General features: G+C 36.5%; 16 protein-coding genes and 1 tRNA gene. All 17 read left to right on the top strand.

The window, feature by feature from the left end; all coding sequences use genetic code 11:
• On the top strand, nt 1-2,196 hold a 2,196-nt coding region (locus tag JML65_RS23080; protein ID WP_202272444.1), incomplete at its 5' end, for an efflux RND transporter permease subunit.
• 241 nt (nt 2,197-2,437) lie between these two features.
• Nucleotides 2,438-2,998: a hypothetical protein gene (locus tag JML65_RS23085; protein ID WP_202272446.1), complete on the top strand. Its 561-nt coding sequence runs from the start codon at nt 2,438-2,440 to the stop codon at nt 2,996-2,998.
• A 7-nt stretch (nt 2,999-3,005) separates the two neighbouring features.
• Nucleotides 3,006-4,100 (top strand): hypothetical protein, encoded by a 1,095-nt coding sequence (locus tag JML65_RS23090; RefSeq protein WP_202272448.1) that lies wholly within the window; start codon nt 3,006-3,008, stop codon nt 4,098-4,100.
• Nucleotides 4,101-4,391: 291 nt separating this feature from the next.
• Nucleotides 4,392-5,603, top strand: a complete 1,212-nt coding sequence (gene tuf / locus JML65_RS23095; RefSeq protein WP_034687396.1) for an elongation factor Tu — start codon at nt 4,392-4,394, stop codon at nt 5,601-5,603.
• A 54-nt stretch (nt 5,604-5,657) separates the two neighbouring features.
• Nucleotides 5,658-5,728: transfer RNA gene (locus JML65_RS23100), tRNA-Trp, on the top strand.
• 12 nt (nt 5,729-5,740) lie between these two features.
• A complete protein-coding gene (gene secE, locus JML65_RS23105; protein WP_047493559.1) occupies nt 5,741-5,947 on the top strand; it encodes a preprotein translocase subunit SecE in 207 nt (68 codons plus the stop codon).
• An 18-nt stretch (nt 5,948-5,965) separates the two neighbouring features.
• Nucleotides 5,966-6,508, top strand: coding sequence for a transcription termination/antitermination protein NusG (nusG, locus tag JML65_RS23110; protein ID WP_039369546.1), 543 nt, complete (start codon nt 5,966-5,968; stop codon nt 6,506-6,508).
• A gap of 449 nt (nt 6,509-6,957) precedes the next feature.
• Nucleotides 6,958-7,578 carry a hypothetical protein gene (locus tag JML65_RS23115; protein ID WP_047493562.1) on the top strand — a complete coding sequence of 207 codons (621 nt, stop codon included), beginning with the start codon at nt 6,958-6,960 and terminating at the stop codon, nt 7,576-7,578.
• Nucleotides 7,579-7,589: 11 nt separating this feature from the next.
• On the top strand, nt 7,590-8,237 hold the full coding sequence (locus tag JML65_RS23120; RefSeq protein ID WP_202272450.1) for a hypothetical protein: 648 nt from the start codon (nt 7,590-7,592) through the stop codon (nt 8,235-8,237).
• A 5-nt stretch (nt 8,238-8,242) separates the two neighbouring features.
• Nucleotides 8,243-8,911: a hypothetical protein gene (locus JML65_RS23125; protein WP_202272452.1), complete on the top strand. Its 669-nt coding sequence runs from the start codon at nt 8,243-8,245 to the stop codon at nt 8,909-8,911.
• A 513-nt stretch (nt 8,912-9,424) separates the two neighbouring features.
• Nucleotides 9,425-9,868, top strand: a complete 444-nt coding sequence (rplK, locus tag JML65_RS23130) for a 50S ribosomal protein L11 (RefSeq protein ID WP_047493571.1) — start codon at nt 9,425-9,427, stop codon at nt 9,866-9,868.
• An 11-nt stretch (nt 9,869-9,879) separates the two neighbouring features.
• On the top strand, nt 9,880-10,572 hold the full coding sequence (rplA, locus tag JML65_RS23135) for a 50S ribosomal protein L1 (protein WP_047493574.1): 693 nt from the start codon (nt 9,880-9,882) through the stop codon (nt 10,570-10,572).
• A gap of 18 nt (nt 10,573-10,590) precedes the next feature.
• Nucleotides 10,591-11,175: a 50S ribosomal protein L10 gene (gene rplJ / locus JML65_RS23140; protein WP_047493577.1), complete on the top strand. Its 585-nt coding sequence runs from the start codon at nt 10,591-10,593 to the stop codon at nt 11,173-11,175.
• A 46-nt stretch (nt 11,176-11,221) separates the two neighbouring features.
• On the top strand, nt 11,222-11,587 hold the full coding sequence (gene rplL, locus JML65_RS23145) for a 50S ribosomal protein L7/L12 (RefSeq protein ID WP_047493581.1): 366 nt from the start codon (nt 11,222-11,224) through the stop codon (nt 11,585-11,587).
• Nucleotides 11,588-11,906: 319 nt separating this feature from the next.
• Entirely contained in the window at nt 11,907-12,335 is a 429-nt protein-coding gene (locus JML65_RS23150) for a hypothetical protein (protein ID WP_202272454.1), read from the top strand.
• Between the two features lie 130 nt (nt 12,336-12,465).
• A complete protein-coding gene (locus tag JML65_RS23155) occupies nt 12,466-13,596 on the top strand; it encodes a hypothetical protein (protein WP_202272456.1) in 1,131 nt (376 codons plus the stop codon).
• A gap of 36 nt (nt 13,597-13,632) precedes the next feature.
• A complete protein-coding gene (locus JML65_RS23160) occupies nt 13,633-16,233 on the top strand; it encodes a T9SS type A sorting domain-containing protein (RefSeq protein ID WP_202272458.1) in 2,601 nt (866 codons plus the stop codon).
• Nucleotides 16,234-16,654 lie beyond the last annotated feature (421 nt).

Below are 16,654 nucleotides of genomic sequence, written 5' to 3' on the forward strand. Positions count from 1 at the left end.
GTAAAGGCTAAAATTAAAGAACTCAACGAGAAGATTCTTCCAAAAGATGTAAAAATGGTAACCTTTTATGACAGGGATAATCTGATGGATTTTACGACACGTACTGTGATGCATAACCTTATTGAAGGAATTATTCTGGTAACGGTGATCGTTCTTATCTTTATGGCAGACTGGAGAACTACGCTGATTGTTTCCATTATTATTCCCTTATCTCTGCTGTTTGCATTTTTATGTTTAAAATTAGCAGGCATGAGTGCCAATCTACTTTCATTGGGAGCTGTTGACTTTGGAATTATCATTGACGGAGCCGTCGTCATGGTAGAAGGACTCTTTGTAATGCTCGACCATAAAGCCCATAAATATGGAACAGAAAAATTCAATAAACTGGCAAAAGGAGGCTGGATCAAGCAAACCGGAACCGGGTTGGGAAAAGCTATCTTTTTCTCAAAGTTAATTATCATCACTTCTCTGATTCCTATTTTCTCATTCCAGAAAGTGGAAGGGAAGATGTTTTCGCCTCTGGCTTTTACTTTAGGATTTGCATTGATAGGTGCATTGATATTTACCCTCACCCTTGTTCCCGTTCTTTCTCATATCCTTTTAAATAAAAATGTAAAAGAAAAAAATAATCCTTTTGTCAATTTCTGGGACAGAATTGTTTTAAAGGGCTTTAATATGACCTTCAGGCATAAAAAGACCAGTATGATTGTGGCCATCTCCTTCCTGGCGCTGACCCTATTCTCAGGTAAGTTTCTCGGAACGGAATTTTTACCTCAATTGAATGAAGGTTCTTTGTGGATTACAGCAGAAATGCCGATGAGCTCATCATTAAAAGAGTCCCTTAAAACAGCAGACCTTTTAAAGAAAGATATTATGAGCTTTTCCGAAGTGACCGATGTGCTGGCTCAGACAGGTAGAAGTAATGATGGTACCGATCCCAATGGATTTGGATTTGTACAGTTTGCTGTAAACCTTAAACCCAGAGAAGAATGGAAACGTAAGATCACTTATGAAGAATTAATTAATGAAATTGATAAAAAGCTTCGGAGCTATCAGGGAATTACATTCAACTATTCTCAGCCGATTTCAGATAATGTGGCTGAAGCAGTAGCCGGTTTTAAAGCTGAAAACGGGATTAAAATCTATGGGGACAACTTAGAGACTCTGGATAAGCTGGGAGAAGAAGTTTTATTAAAAATTAAAGATGTAAAAGGGGTAAAAGATCCGGGAATCATTAAAAATATAGGTCAGCCGGAAGTAAGTGTTGTTTTAGACCGGGATAAAATGGCGGCGTACGGAGTAATGCCCGCAGATGCGCAGGCAGTCCTGGAAATGGCCTTTGGAGGAAAAACAGCTTCCGAAATGTTTGATGGGGAAAGGAAATTTCCGATTCGTCTTCGTTATTCCCAGGAATACAGAAAAGATGAAAATGATATTGCCTCCCTGATGGTACCTACCCAAGATGGGGCAAAAATTCCATTGAAGGAAATCAGTACCATTGTAAAAGATAATGGGGCTGCATTTATTTACAGAGATAATATAAAAAGGTATATAGGTGTGAAGTTTTCAATCAGAGACAGGGATCTGGGGAGTACCATTGCCGATGCTCAGAAAAAAGTGGAAAAAATTGAGCTTCCGGATGGATATTCTATAGGATGGACAGGCCAGTTTGAAAACCAGCAGCGTGCCTCACACAGATTGGCTCAGGTAGTACCCGTAAGTATTTTGATGATCTTCTTTCTGTTATTTATCCTGTTTGGAAATATGAAAGATTCACTTCTTGTATTGGCTAATGTGCCTTTTGCACTGATCGGAGGAATTATTGCCTTGCATGTAACCGGAATAAACTTTGGTATTTCTGCAGGAGTAGGGATGATTGCCCTTTTGGGAATCTGTATTCAGAATGGGGTCATTCTTATTACAGAGTTTCATCAGAATGTAAAAGAAGGAATGGATATAGATATGGCTATATTAAGCGGTGTTAAATCCAGAACAAGACCGGTGATTATGACAGCACTTATGGCATCTATCGGATTAATGCCGGCTGCTTTGTCTACGGGAATCGGCTCAGAATCTCAAAAACCCCTGGCAATTGTAATCATTGGGGGGCTTATTACGGCCACCGTCCTTACCTTGCTTATTTTCCCCATTATTTTCTGGATTTTCAACAGAACCAAAAAATTACGGTCAATTTAATATTGTTTTGATACAATTTCGCCTCGGGTTTTCCTGAGGCGAAGTCTTTTTTTAGCTTTCTCTTGTATGATTTCAAATAAAATAATTAAATTGGCGAATTAATTATAAACGAATGATCACTGCAAAAATAATGAGTTCCCCACCTTTACAACATTTGTAGAAAAGTTCCCGTCTATTCTCATGCACAGGCTTACAAAAGCTCTTATAAGTATGTCTTAATTTACAAATGTTAAAACACAATATGAAACACTACAAGAAATCGGTTCTCTTCCTATTTGGATTTTTAATCATCCTGCTGCCTTTGCAGCTGATTTTTAAAATAAATATTGAAGAAACTTATCCATCCTTTAATTTTCCGGGATTTTCCTCATATCCTATAAAAGACGGAAAGTATATTAAATTTACGAAAACAACTTCCCATGTCTTTTTTAAAGACGGGGCTGATAGTATTTTAACCAAAAATGATTATTTGGGAGATAAAATACCAAGAACGATACAGATCACCCTGATCCAAAATTTACTTTTCCCTAAGGAATATCCGGTTTTAGATAGCCGGATAAACAGCTTGCCTCTTTATAAAAAGGAACTTTACCTGTTGAAAAAATCTATTCTTAACCGGAATATTAAAAAAGTAGATTTAAACGAAAGCAAAAAATTCATCGTAGAAAAATTAAGAGAAAGGTTTCCGGATAAAGAAGTAACTGGAATGGAGGTGATCAATGAAACTAAAGATTTCGATATCACCACAAGAAAAATGAATGATACAGCCGTCCGGGATACTGTATTAAGTTTCCGATTTTAAATTAACGATGATGAATAAACTAAAAGAACTCCCTTTCACCAGTTACCACCCAAGCTATGAGTTTCTGGCTTTTTACCGAATATTTTTCTCGATGTTTCTCTTATGGATAGGAGTGTCGGATAACAGCTGGATTCATTCTATTCCTAACAGTGCAATGCATCCGCCAATCAGCATACTGTCTTTTATAGATTTCATACCTTCAGAAACCTTTTTTGTGCTCTGCAGATATATTATGTATCTCGGATTGTTGTTGATTATGATAGGCTACAAGCCAAGGATATTTGCCATAGTTTATATGGTAATCTATGTACTGACCAGTAATTATGCCTATTCTTTTGGAAAAGTAAATCATGATTTCGTTTATACCCTGCCGATTTTAATCATGGCATTTTCTCCATGGAACAGAACCTACAGTTTTTTTCCTGAACCTGTAAAAGAAACTGATGGACCGGCCAAGTCGTGGCCTCTATTTATGATAAGCCTTATTTTTAGTTTCGGAATGTTTACCGCCGGATTTTCTAAAATTTTAGGAGGATGGCTAAGTATGGATACCCAATATACACAGATCTTTTTTAGCCAGTACAGATATATTATAGGTTGGAATGATTTTCTTTCAGATTTCTATGACGGAATAAATTCTAAGATATTTTGGGAATTTCTGGATTATTTTACCGTCTTTTTTGAAACAGTTTTTATAATAGCCTTTCTTTATCCGAAATTTTTCAGGTTTATGCTTTTGGTAACCGTTTTTTTTCATCTGAATGTGCTTCTGATGCTGAATATCTCATTTATGTATTCAATAGGCCTGTATACCCTTTTTATTCCTGCTTATTTGCTTCCTGTAAATTTCAGATGTAAAGTAAAAAAAATACTTACCCATATATTTAACCCGAACTATAGATTGATTGCACTGGTAATGATCGTTCTGTATTTATTAATTCTTGGCTTTTTTGATATCAATACCATAGGCTTTATCTGTAATGAATTTTTCTCTTTTATTGCTTTTGGTCAGAATTCTACATCGCTGATCATGATGGGAGGAGCTTTTCTGCTGGCTTTATACTTATTTATACGGTCGTTGAGGAAATTGGATATCAAATGATCAATATATAAGGATTAAATGATGACTATAGCGCAATACTAAAGATTGAAATAACAAATTTTATTCTTTTATATATTGGGTTTCAGGGTTTTTCGGAAAAGGTTTCTTAAAGTTTTTTTCAATTCAGAAAATTGTGTAAATTTGCAGTCTCAATACATTGAAATATAAGGTTTGTACTTCATTGGATTTGAATATTGAAACTTTTTTCAATAAAAAGGTTTTGGTATTTAAAAATTCATTATATTTGCACACCGAAAATTTGAAAAACAATAAATAAATAATTTTACAATCATGGCAAAGGAAACGTTTAATCGTAACAAACCACACTTGAACATTGGTACTATTGGTCACGTTGACCATGGTAAAACAACTCTTACAGCTGCTATTTCTGCTGTATTAGCTAGCAAAGGTCTTGCTGAGAAAAAAGACTTCTCTGCAATTGACTCTGCTCCAGAAGAAAAAGAAAGAGGTATTACTATCAATACTGCTCACATCGAATACGAAACTGAAAAAAGACACTATGCTCACGTTGACTGTCCAGGTCACGCCGACTATGTTAAGAACATGGTAACTGGTGCTGCTCAAATGGATGGGGCTATCGTAGTATGTGCTGCAACTGACGGTCCAATGCCTCAGACTAGAGAACATATCCTACTTTGCCGTCAGGTAAATGTACCAAGAATCGTTGTTTTCATGAACAAAGTTGACATGGTAGATGACCCTGAGTTATTAGAGCTTGTTGAAATGGAACTTAGAGACTTATTGTCTACTTACGAATTCGACGGAGATAACTCTCCAGTAATTCAAGGTTCTGCATTAGGAGCTCTTACAGCAGCTACTGCATCTCCTGCTAACACAGAAGATAAGTGGTTCAAGAGCGTTGAAGAATTGATGGATGCTGTTGATACTTGGATCGAGCAACCACCAAGAGATACTGAAAAGCCATTCTTGATGCCAATCGAAGACGTATTCTCTATTACAGGTAGAGGTACTGTAGCAACTGGTAGAATCGAGGCTGGTGTTATCAACACTGGAGATCCAGTTGATATCGTTGGTATGGGTGATGAGAAATTAACTTCTACTATTACAGGGGTTGAGATGTTCAGAAAGATCCTAGATAGAGGTGAAGCTGGAGATAACGTAGGTCTATTGTTGAGAGGTATTGAAAAAACTGACATCAAGAGAGGTATGGTTATCGCTAAGAAAGATTCAGTTAAGCCACACAAAAAATTCAAGGCTTCTGTTTATATCCTTTCTAAAGAAGAAGGTGGACGTCACACTCCATTCCACAACAAGTACCGTCCTCAGTTCTACGTAAGAACTACTGACGTTACAGGTGAAATCTTCTTACCAGAAGGTGTAGAAATGGTAATGCCAGGAGATAACTTAGAGATCACTGTAGAATTGTTACAGCCAATCGCTCTTAACGTAGGTCTTAGATTTGCGATCAGAGAAGGAGGTAGAACAGTTGGATCTGGTCAGGTTACTGAAATCTTAGATTAATATCTTAAAATAAATAAAGCTTCCGCAAGGAATCTCTTGCGGAGCTTTTTATCTACGGGCATCGTCCAATGGTAGGATACCGGTCTCCAAAACCGTTGATCAGGGTTCGAATCCTTGTGCCCGTGCAAATATAAATTATGAGTTCATTTGTCGATTTTTTAAAAGGTTCTTATAACGAATTCAGACATAAAGTTGAATGGCCAAAATGGGCTGACCTTCAGTCTTCTACTATTGTAGTGACTATTGCGACAGTTATTCTGGCATTGTTTACCTTTGGAGTTGATGAATTGTTTTCAAAAGCAATCAGCAACATCATCGGAATACTAATCAACTTGTTCAATTAATTAAAAGTATTTTCCATAATGAGCGAATTGAAATGGTATGTGCTGAAAGCAATCAGCGGACAGGAAAATAAAGTGAAAAACTATATTGAGACAGAAATCAAACGTTTAGGGTTTGAGCAGTACGTTACTCAAGTGGTTATTCCTATGGAAAAGGTTATTCAAATTAGAAACGGTAAAAAAGTTCCTAAAGAAAGACCTTACTATCCTGGTTACTTAATGATTGAAGCTGAGTTAATGGGAGAGATTCCCCATGTTATCAAAAACATTCCCGGAGTAATATCTTTCTTGAGTTTAACAAAAGGAGGAGATCCAGTTCCAATGAGAAAGTCTGAAGTAAACAGAATGCTTGGAAGAATGGATGAGCTATCAGAATTTGCCAGCGATGTGGAAATTCCATATATCGTAGGAGAGAATGTAAAAGTAATCGATGGTCCTTTCAACGGATTCAACGGTACTGTTGAAAAAATTCTTGAAGATAAAAAGAAAATTGAAGTTTCTGTACTGATCTTCGGTAGAAAAACTCCAATGGAGCTTAGCTATATGCAAGTAGAAAAAGTATAATAATTACTTATATAATATAAAAAAGACTGCTGTAAAGCGGTCTTTTTTTTGTTTACTCCCGTATCAAGATAAATTTCTATTCTGTATTGCTTCCTGGATTTTCTGATTACTTATGTGTACTTAAGTTTCGTACTTCTGTTTTGATATATCCATGTATTAGCATTCTTTTGTCAATGCTTCTATAGGGAGCTTTGCCATTATTGAAATGATCACCTTCATGTGATAAAGGTTGCTTTGATTGATGTTATCAATGATTTTCATATTCATTATTTTCCTTTATATGGCATGCTTATTGTAACCAATCAACCAACTAATCCATAAAACTTTATATTTTTCTTAATTGATACACTGTGCAGCAGAAGTATTAAACTTTTGTGTCTATATCAGAAATCAAAAATTGGGAATTTCAACATGAAGAGGCGACTTCTACAATAAACACACATAATTCAATGATTAAATTAACTTCGATGCTCCTTTTAACGGGTGCTGTTGCGTTTGCAAACGCGCAGGTTGGTATCAATACTGCAACACCGGAAAAGGAACTTACCGTTAACGGGACCATGAAAACATCAGGGATGGTCTTCAAAAAACCAATGGAAAAGCTGGGTGCAGACGAAAACTATACTTTTGTCATCAAATCTCCAGCTCCGGAAAACAAAATTACAGCCTATAATGACTCTTTTGTTCCCAATTCCCCGGCACCTATTAATATTATCCAGTTTAAAATCACATGTGACCCTTCAGATAAAGACTGGGTTAATCAATTTGATACCAAAATCAATTCGAAGAAATTCCTTGTTGTCATTTCTTCTTTTGGATTTACCCAGCCTACCAGAACGTATTCTGCAGATTGGCTGACTCCGGTACCTCAGATTTTTGCATATTCTTCGGGAGGAACCTGGAAACTGAAAGCAGATTATCAGGGATTTTCTCCTGATTCATCATTGCCTACAGGAGAATGGACTCTCAATTTATTGGTGTATGACAGATCATATGCTAAGGAATTCAATACTACCCAAGATCTTAAAGCTTCTACTACCGGTGCAGCAGCAGCACCATTAATTCAATAAAAACATAGATAATGAAAAAAATTACCACAATAATCTTTGTATCTTTTGCCGCTTTGAGTATGAATGCTCAGGTTGGTATCAATACTGCTAATCCTAAAGGAACTTTAGATGTAGAAGGTGAAACATTAGTTGAATCTTATTTGGTAGATACTGAAAATGCAACGGCAAGAGGAAATTATCTTCTTCTTACCCGTTCAAAAGATACTTCACCTGTAGGTAAAGTAAAACTGCTGGATATTACGCTGCGTAATGTAGCACCTGTTAATATGTATAATGTTGTTCTGAAAAATGTGAAACAGGATGAAGTCGTTAACCTGAATACAGGTTTAGATGCCGATAAATATGTTGTTGCCATTACAGGAGCTGTTTTTACGGGTGCCGTATCGGCAGCCAATACTTCTACTAATCCGAAATCTTATGGCTCTTATTCTACAGAAGTAAGCCAGATTGTAAAAGCCGGAAAGAAATTTCACGCAATAAATTTAAGTTTTAAAGGTGCCAGTACTGTTTCTTCGGTTAACGGAACATGGTCTCTTACTCTTAATGTTTTTGAGAAATCATTGGTTAAAGACTGGGGAACTTTTAACGGTTCAGTTTCAGCTTCATCATCACCAGCTTATTCGGGAGTTTCAACTAATACGCCTTTAGGGCTTCAATAAAAGATATGATAAGAAAAATTTATATTACGATTATAATGGGTCTGGGAATATTTTTAAATGCACAGACTGGTAAAGTAGGTATCAAAACAGATAAGCCCACGGAAACCCTTGATGTCAACGGGAAAACATATACCAACTCTTTATACCTTAGAAATCCGGGAGAACCTACAATGACAGGAGGTAGTTTTTTGGCGACTTCTGAAAATGCTCTTCAGCTGTATGATCCGAATCTGGAAAGCAGCGGATTATTCAATTATCTTAAACTTACCCTTACAGGAGTATCCGGTACCGGAATTGCAGATTATGACACAAAAATAGATGCTAATAATTTTCTGGTTATCCTTCATAACTATTCATTTAAACTTAATGATGGAACTACCAACGTAATGCTGGATTATGGTGATAATGGGATCAATGATAATAAGCAGGGCTCACCGGATGTGACAGCATTCAAAAGTAATGGGACATGGCATATAAAAGCGAGGTTTTCAGATAGCAGAATTATTGCAACCAATACTTCCACTCCGTCAAGAACCTACAATAATTTTACGGTAGACCTTTATCTGATGGCTTATAGAAGATTGATCACAAAACAGAATATCACTGATGTGAATGCCAATCTTGGAGGAACAGACGGTTCTACACAAACAATCAGCAAACCATCCGGTTTCTAATTGATAATATTATACACAAAAAAGACTGCTTATAGTGGTCTTTTTTATTAATACCATTATACCATCTGAAACAGACTTAAAGAACCTCCTGTGGTTGGGATGTAAGACAAGATGGAATAGAGGTGAGATTTTGAAGAGCAATGTAAATGATAAAGATAAAATAAAGAAACAGGTATAAAATTGATCAGAAAATAAAATTTCTTAGCATAACAGATAAGAAAAAATGCGTGTCCCATTTTTATTTTGAAATGAATGAATTTGTTTTTGGTTTCCCCAATACAAATTATATCCTGAAGATAGCCTTAAAAAAGTGGAATGAACTGATAATCTGAACTTCTATATATCAATTAATTTCTGAAAACTTTTTAAAAATAGGCAATATCCGTTTGTAGTTTCAAAAATATTTTATACTTTTGCAATCCGAAAAGTAGGTTTATTGTTATGTGAGTGCATAACCTACTGAATAATAAATGCTTCCAAACTCATTAATTATTCAAACTAAAAAAAATTAAAATGGCTAAGAAAGTCTTTAAAATGGTAAAGCTTCAGGTGAAAGGTGGCGCAGCTAACCCTTCTCCACCAGTAGGTCCAGCATTGGGTTCTGCAGGTGTGAACATCATGGAGTTTTGTAAGCAATTTAACGGAAGAACCCAAGACAAGCCAGGGCAAGTTTTACCTGTAGTAATTACAGTATACGAAGACAAATCTTTTGAATTCGTAATTAAAACTCCACCTGCAGCGATCCAGTTAATGGATGCAGCTAAGATCAAAGGAGGTTCCGGTGAACCAAACAGAAACAAAGTAGGTTCTGTATCTTGGGATCAGGTAAAGAAAATCGCTGAAGATAAAATGGCAGATCTTAACTGCTTTACAATGGACTCTGCACTTTCTATGGTAGCTGGTACTGCTAGATCTATGGGATTAAAAGTAACAGGAACTAAACCAGCTAACGCTTAAAACTTATTGAAATGGCAAAATTAACAAAAAAGCAAAAAGAGGCTTTAAGCAAAGTAGAGAAAGGTAGAATCTATAACCTTGAAGAAGGTTCGGCTCTTGTAAAGGAAGTAAACACTACAAAGTTTGATGCTTCTGTAGATATCGCTGTAAGATTGGGTGTAGATCCAAGAAAAGCAAACCAAATGGTAAGAGGTGTAGTATCTCTTCCTCACGGAACTGGTAAAGATGTTAAAGTATTAGCTCTTGTAACACCAGATAAAGAAGCTGAAGCTAAAGAAGCTGGAGCTGATTATGTAGGTCTTGACGAATATTTACAAAAAATAAAAGATGGTTGGACTGATGTTGACGTTATCGTTACTATGCCAGCTGTTATGGGTAAATTAGGTCCATTAGGTAGAGTATTAGGTCCAAGAGGTTTAATGCCTAACCCTAAATCAGGAACTGTAACTATGGAAATTGGTAAAGCAGTAACTGAAGTGAAAGCTGGTAAAATTGATTTCAAAGTAGATAAGTATGGTATTATCCATGCTGGTATTGGTAAAGTATCTTTCGATGCTGCTAAGATCAAAGAAAATGCTCAGGAATTAATCCAAACATTAGTTAAAATGAAGCCTACGGCTGCTAAAGGAACTTATGTGAAAAGCATCTACTTGTCTTCTACAATGAGCCCAGGTATTGCAATTGATACAAAATCTGTTAACTAATATTAAATCCTTAAGACGATGACAAAAGACCAAAAAGTTGTAGCAATACAAGAGATCAAAGACTTGCTTCAGGATGCAAAAGTAGTATACGTAGCAGATCTAGAAGGATTGAACGCTGCTAAGTCTTCAGACTTCAGAAGACAGGCTTTCAAACAAAATATCAAAGTAAAAGTAGTAAAAAATACACTTTTACAAAAAGCAATGGAGCAAATTGATGGGGTAGATTTCTCTGAAATGTTCCCAACATTCAAAGGTAACTCTGCAATCATGATTGCTGATACTGCGAATGCTCCTGCAAAATTAATCCAAGGGTTCAGAAAAAAAGAAGATAAGCCTGCTTTAAAGTCTGCTTACCTTCAGGAAACTTTCTATGTTGGAGACGAAAACTTAACTTCACTTGCTAACATCAAGTCTAGAGAAGAAATGATCGGAGAAATCATTGGATTACTTCAATCTCCAATTCAAAGAGTTGTTTCTGCTCTTCAAAACAAATCTGAAACAGTAGAAGCTAAAGCTGAAGAAGCTGCTCCGGCTGTAGAAGAAACTCCTGCTGAAGCTCCAGAAGCTGCTGCAGAAAGCACTGAAGAAACAAGTGCTGAATAATTATACTCAAAAAATTAAATAAATAATCAACAAAAACATTACAACAATGTCAGATTTAAAAAATTTAGCTGAAACGCTAGTAAACTTAACAGTAAAAGACGTAAATGAATTAGCTACTATCCTTAAGGATGAGTACGGAATTGAGCCAGCTGCTGCTGCTGTAGTAGTTGCTGCAGGTGGTGGAGAAGCTGCTGAAGAAAAAACTGAATTCGACGTAATTCTTAAGTCTGCAGGTGCTTCTAAATTAGCTATCGTTAAATTAGTAAAAGATTTAACTGGTGCTGGTCTTAAAGAAGCTAAAGATATCGTAGACGGTGCTCCAGCTGCAATTAAGCAAGGAGTTTCTAAAGACGAAGCTGAAGCTCTTAAGAAGCAATTAGAAGAAGCTGGTGCTGAAGTAGAATTGAAATAATTTCAATTATATTCTAAATATAGAAGCCCGGGCATTTGCCCGGGCTTTTTTTGTTGTCTGATAATCATCAGTTTATCATTTTGTTCACAAACGTATGGAGATTTTGTTGACTTAAATTCCATAATATTAATTTATTATTATTAATTTAATATTAATTAACATAATGTATTAATATTAATCTTTGATTATTGTTATTTTTTGTATAATTTTATCATTAAAACATTGTTTTTATTGAAAAAATACTATATTTGCATCAGAAAAAAACACAACACTATTGGATCGAAATTATTTTCTTTCGTATAGTCATATAGCATTTCTCTTGTTATTATCGACTATCGGAAAACTGAACGCAGGGTTTACTATATCTACCGCGGTAGACAAATCTGAATTGCTGCATTGTACAGGTGTAAATAATACTGATTTACACTCGCATATAATCAATAAAATTTTACAGGAACCGATAAGGGTTACTAATATCCTGCAAGCTGAGAATTGTAAGGGCTATCATCATACTTTACGAAATTATCTTCACCTTCCTAAGGATAACGATTTTATATCTTGTGCCATAAAAGGGTTTGAGATTGTTTCCGTCTGGAAGACAAGGATACAGGGTGTAGAACATTATGGAAGTACGGTGACTGTATTTGAAAAGATTAAAAGGTTTTACATCAACTCTTTTAAGCTGGTCGACGGTTTTAAGTTTATTATTAAGATCCCCGATAAACTGACTATTCCTTCTCTACGATAATATTTCATAAAAATTTTTACGATCCCCATGGGAATTATAAAGCTGTTTCATTTACAATTTTAAATGAGAGAGCTGAAGAAATGCCTTTATATAAAAACGAACACAAAAAAACAACAAAGATCAACAAAGAATGAAAAGCAAATTATTTACACTAGCACTCTTATCGGCAGGATTCTATTTATCTGCCCAAGTAGGGATTAATACAGGTGGGCCTCAAGCTACACTTGATGTGGTGGGTTTTCCATCCAATACCAATAAACTAGATGGTGTCATTGCTCCAAGGCTTACAGGAGCGCAGTTAAGTGCCAAAAATTATACGGCAGCCCAAACCGGGGCTATTGTATATGTCACAGTTGCTGAAGCTGCACCTGCCGGACAGACCGCGGCCGTTGTATCACCTGGTTATTATTATTTTGATGGAACAAAATGGGGGAACTTAGGTGCAGACTGGCGTACCGTTGGAAATGCAGGAACGACGCCTACTACGGCTGGTTTGGGAACAGATATTTCTACAGGAAACTATTTAGGAACAAGTGATGGACAAAATTTGGTATTGGCAACTCAAAAAAATGTCAAAGGAATTCTGGACCTGAATGGAACATTACGTGGTGGAAACTCCAATACTACCACAGGGCCATTTGCCTCTTTTACATGGGGATCCAATAATACGCTGACAAACAGTACATCTTCCAATATCGCTTTAGGTAAAGATAATACCGTTTCTGCACAAGGGAATTTTCCTGCGGTAGCTATCGGATTAGCGAACACTGCTAATAATGGTGCCAAAATAATAGGAAACACCAATACTGCATCCGGAGCCAATAATTTAGTCTTTGGAAACGGAAATACAGTAACAGGAATTACAGGATTAACACTTGGAAATAATAATACCAATGATGGAGGGATTATTATAGGAGGCGGAAATACGGCAGCGACCAACACTGTTACCATAGGATCAGCAAATAATGCTTCAGGAGGGCAATCGATGGCTATAGGATTTACAGGAAAGGCATTGGCAGGACAATCTGTATATGCTAATAAAGCACATGTCTTTTTTAATATCGGAAATGCCACCAATGCCATCGTTGGGATTAACATGATTCCTACTGCTGATACAGCTTCCGGTGCGGCTATCCAGTTAAAAGGAATTACCGGTGCTGCTTCATCCTGTACCGCGGCTGAAGAAGGAGCTATCCGCTATAATGCCACAGCAAAAGTACACGAAGGCTGCAATGGAACCGCATGGAAAGCTTTCTATTAATTTAAAATAAACACAAAATCTTTAAAAAATTAAAAAATGACCAAAAAATTATTAGAGAAATTAGCTGCAATGCTTATGACGCTGGTGCTGTCTGTAGCAGCATTGGCACAGCAAGGCTATGAGCCTATCCGAGGGATGGGAGTTGAGGCAAAACCTGTAAACAACTCAGGGATTTGCTTGGCATGTTATAATGGAAGCATGAATCCAGTGGTGGATGCCAGTTTGGATAACAGTGTAAGTATGGGAAATTTCGCTTCTTTACTGAGTGGAAACGGTATATCTGTTAAAAACAAGAATACATCATATCCGGCAGGATATATTACTGGTTTTAATGTAGATCTTGGAACAAGCTTTATTACAATTGATCTTTTAAGCTCGTTAAGAATCAGTACCTATAAAAATGGTGTTGTTCAGGAAACTACTACAAACAGTACGCTTTTATCGGTGCCTGCATTCGGGGGGAGCAAGAACAGAATATTCTTACACTTTAAAACTTCAAAAGAATTTGATGAAGTAAGATTGTATCAGACCAATGTTCTTTCCGTATTCAGTGCAATGAATGTGTATTATGCATTTGCATTTGATCCGGCTAAGGTACCGACAGATAACAATGGTATTTGTGATGATATTATTGCGGGAAGTGGTGTTGACGGAAACATATCCGGGAGCAGCAGTTTCCTTGCTCCGCTTTCTTACGTTCAGAATAAAGAAAATATTGGGGATGGAAATAAAAACTCTTTTGGAAAAATAGTCCTTCCAATAGGATTGTTAGGGTCTTATTCAGTAGGGATTTTGGATAAAAACCAGGTATACCCTGCGGGAAACAGAACCGGATTTGTAATAGAGCCTGATGATCAGGGTAAGCTGTTGAGTGCTGAGTTTTTGAAAAATATTACTGTAGAAACCTATTTGTTTGGCCAGCTTCAGGATTCAAGACAATTATCAGATGGAGGAGGATTGATCAATATCAAAGTGCTCGGGTATGGTTCCGGGAAGCAAAAAGTAACACTTACGACCACCAAGCCTTTCAACGAGGTTCGACTGAAAATTACTCAGACTGTCGGGTTTAACCTGGGAGCTCTTAAGGTATATTACGCATTCGAAGAACCGATTTCTTGTGAATGTGATGATAAAATTCAGACTAGTGGCTCTGCAATACCTGGAAATCTGGTAACAGGAGGAAGCTGGACATCCGGACCTGGGTTTTTAGGTCTTATTCTGGCAAAAATGACAAGCCCGGAAGCAATTGTAGATACCAATCCTAATAATTATGCAACAGCAACAGTGCCTGCAGCATCTATTTTAAGTATTTTCTCAGCATTTGCAACGGTAAGCAGTAATGCAATGCTTCCTGCTAATACAATGGCCGGATTTACGGTAGAAAAAGCAGGAAATCTTTTGGGGGTAAGTGTACTTGAAAATATTACAGTAACCCTGTATAACGGAAATACAGTAACCAATACTTTTACAAGTTCAGGAAGTCTTATCAGTGGAAACTTCTTCACGACAAACTCCAATAAGTTCTATGTAGGAGGTAAGGCTACAAAACCTTTCAACCGTATGAAGATTACCTTTAATAGCGGAACGGCTGTCCGTATTCCTCAGAGCTATTATATCTATAATGCTTTTGCGAGTAAAGATGATGATAATGACGGAGTTCCAAACTGCTTTGACAGATGTCCGGGAGGAGATGACAGTATAGATAATAATGGTAATGGTATTCCTGATTGTGCAGAAGGATGTACAGTGGTTAATGATAAGTCTCCAACATTGGATACAGATGGTGACGGTATTGTTGATGCATGTGATTTTGATTCTGACAATGATGGTATTCCTGACTCAATGGAAGATTTTGATGCCAACGGTAAGTTTGAAGACGATGATATGGAAGGTGATATTTTAATTACTTCTATATTGGGAGACAGTGTTCCGAATTATCGTGATTTGGATTCTGACAATGACGGCGTGTTGGATTTATTTGAATCAGGTATTCCAACATCAGTAATCAATCAGATTGATGCAGATCATAATGGGGTTATTGATAGTGGTGTTGCAGTAGGAAACAATGGTCTGGCAGATGTATTGGAAACGTATCCTGATTCAGGAACTTTAAAATATCCTATTCAGAATACGGATGGAGATGGTTTACCTGACTTCCTGGACCTGACTTCCAATGGTTCGGATCTTGACCTGTATAAGATTGGAAAAGGAAATCTTGATACTATGGGTGGTGGATTCATTTCTACAATTGATGACAAAGACAGAGATGGTATCCAGGCTGTTGTAGATACAGACCTTGTGAAGAGAGGAGCTCCAGATTCTCCACTTTCGCCATATGCTTCACTATTGAAAAATGCATCGATGAAGACTGCAAAAATTACCGGGGCTTCAGATGTAACAGAAGTTGCCAATGATGTTAAAATATACCCTAACCCGGTAAAAGCTGGAGAAAATCTTACGATCACAACTGCAGAAGACGGCGTTTATACTTTATACTCTGCACAAGGGCAGGTAGTTAAGTCAGATAAATTGAATCTTCGTACAGGTATTGATACCTCTTCATTACCTACGGGAATTTATATTATTAAGATAGAAACTAAATCAACGGTAAAATCTTATAAGGTTATTGTGAAATAATTATAAGAAATCTTAGTGTTTATGGAGGCTGCTCAGAAATGGGCAGCTTTTTTATTTTAAGGTCCTCAAAATGAGGCATATTATTTGTAATTGTGGATAACTTTTTGTATCTTTGCCCCTCTTTTGGCGCTAAAAATTGTTTGTAAATTTATAAAATACTAAAAATCAACTCTTTCAATGTAAATCATGAAAGGGATTTCGTATTTGTAGATACTGCGGTAATACTGCCTCAAAAGTAATAAAAATATTTTGCATTACGCTGTGAAAAGATATACCAGCGTTGCAGTTAGGAATAAGACTGTAAGAATAAAGAAAAAAGAATAAAGACTATTTCTAATAGCGCCAAACATTTGAAGTCTTTGATCTTTTCTCTGTTTCTCCCTTCTATTCCTGATATTTTTTAATAAATCAAAATATTTTT

It is taken from the genome of Chryseobacterium sp. KMC2 (assembly GCF_016756935.1).
GTDB classification, from domain to species: Bacteria; Bacteroidota; Bacteroidia; order Flavobacteriales; family Weeksellaceae; genus Chryseobacterium; species Chryseobacterium rhizosphaerae.

Bases quoted from the DNA above. Each gene is read 5' to 3' on its own strand.
- JML65_RS23120 (WP_202272450.1), top strand. From the start codon at position 7,590: ATGAAAAAAATTACCACAATAATCTTTGTATCTTTTGCCGCTTTGAGT.
- secE (WP_047493559.1), top strand. From the start codon at position 5,741: ATGAGTTCATTTGTCGATTTTTTAAAAGGTTCTTATAACGAATTCAGA.
- JML65_RS23155 (WP_202272456.1), top strand. From the start codon at position 12,466: ATGAAAAGCAAATTATTTACACTAGCACTCTTATCGGCAGGATTCTAT.
- nusG (WP_039369546.1), top strand. From the start codon at position 5,966: ATGAGCGAATTGAAATGGTATGTGCTGAAAGCAATCAGCGGACAGGAA.
- JML65_RS23160 (WP_202272458.1), top strand. From the start codon at position 13,633: ATGACCAAAAAATTATTAGAGAAATTAGCTGCAATGCTTATGACGCTG.
- rplL (WP_047493581.1), top strand. From the start codon at position 11,222: ATGTCAGATTTAAAAAATTTAGCTGAAACGCTAGTAAACTTAACAGTA.
- rplK (WP_047493571.1), top strand. From the start codon at position 9,425: ATGGCTAAGAAAGTCTTTAAAATGGTAAAGCTTCAGGTGAAAGGTGGC.
- JML65_RS23125 (WP_202272452.1), top strand. From the start codon at position 8,243: ATGATAAGAAAAATTTATATTACGATTATAATGGGTCTGGGAATATTT.
- tuf (WP_034687396.1), top strand. From the start codon at position 4,392: ATGGCAAAGGAAACGTTTAATCGTAACAAACCACACTTGAACATTGGT.
- rplA (WP_047493574.1), top strand. From the start codon at position 9,880: ATGGCAAAATTAACAAAAAAGCAAAAAGAGGCTTTAAGCAAAGTAGAG.
- JML65_RS23085 (WP_202272446.1), top strand. From the start codon at position 2,438: ATGAAACACTACAAGAAATCGGTTCTCTTCCTATTTGGATTTTTAATC.
- JML65_RS23115 (WP_047493562.1), top strand. From the start codon at position 6,958: ATGATTAAATTAACTTCGATGCTCCTTTTAACGGGTGCTGTTGCGTTT.
- JML65_RS23090 (WP_202272448.1), top strand. From the start codon at position 3,006: ATGATGAATAAACTAAAAGAACTCCCTTTCACCAGTTACCACCCAAGC.
- rplJ (WP_047493577.1), top strand. From the start codon at position 10,591: ATGACAAAAGACCAAAAAGTTGTAGCAATACAAGAGATCAAAGACTTG.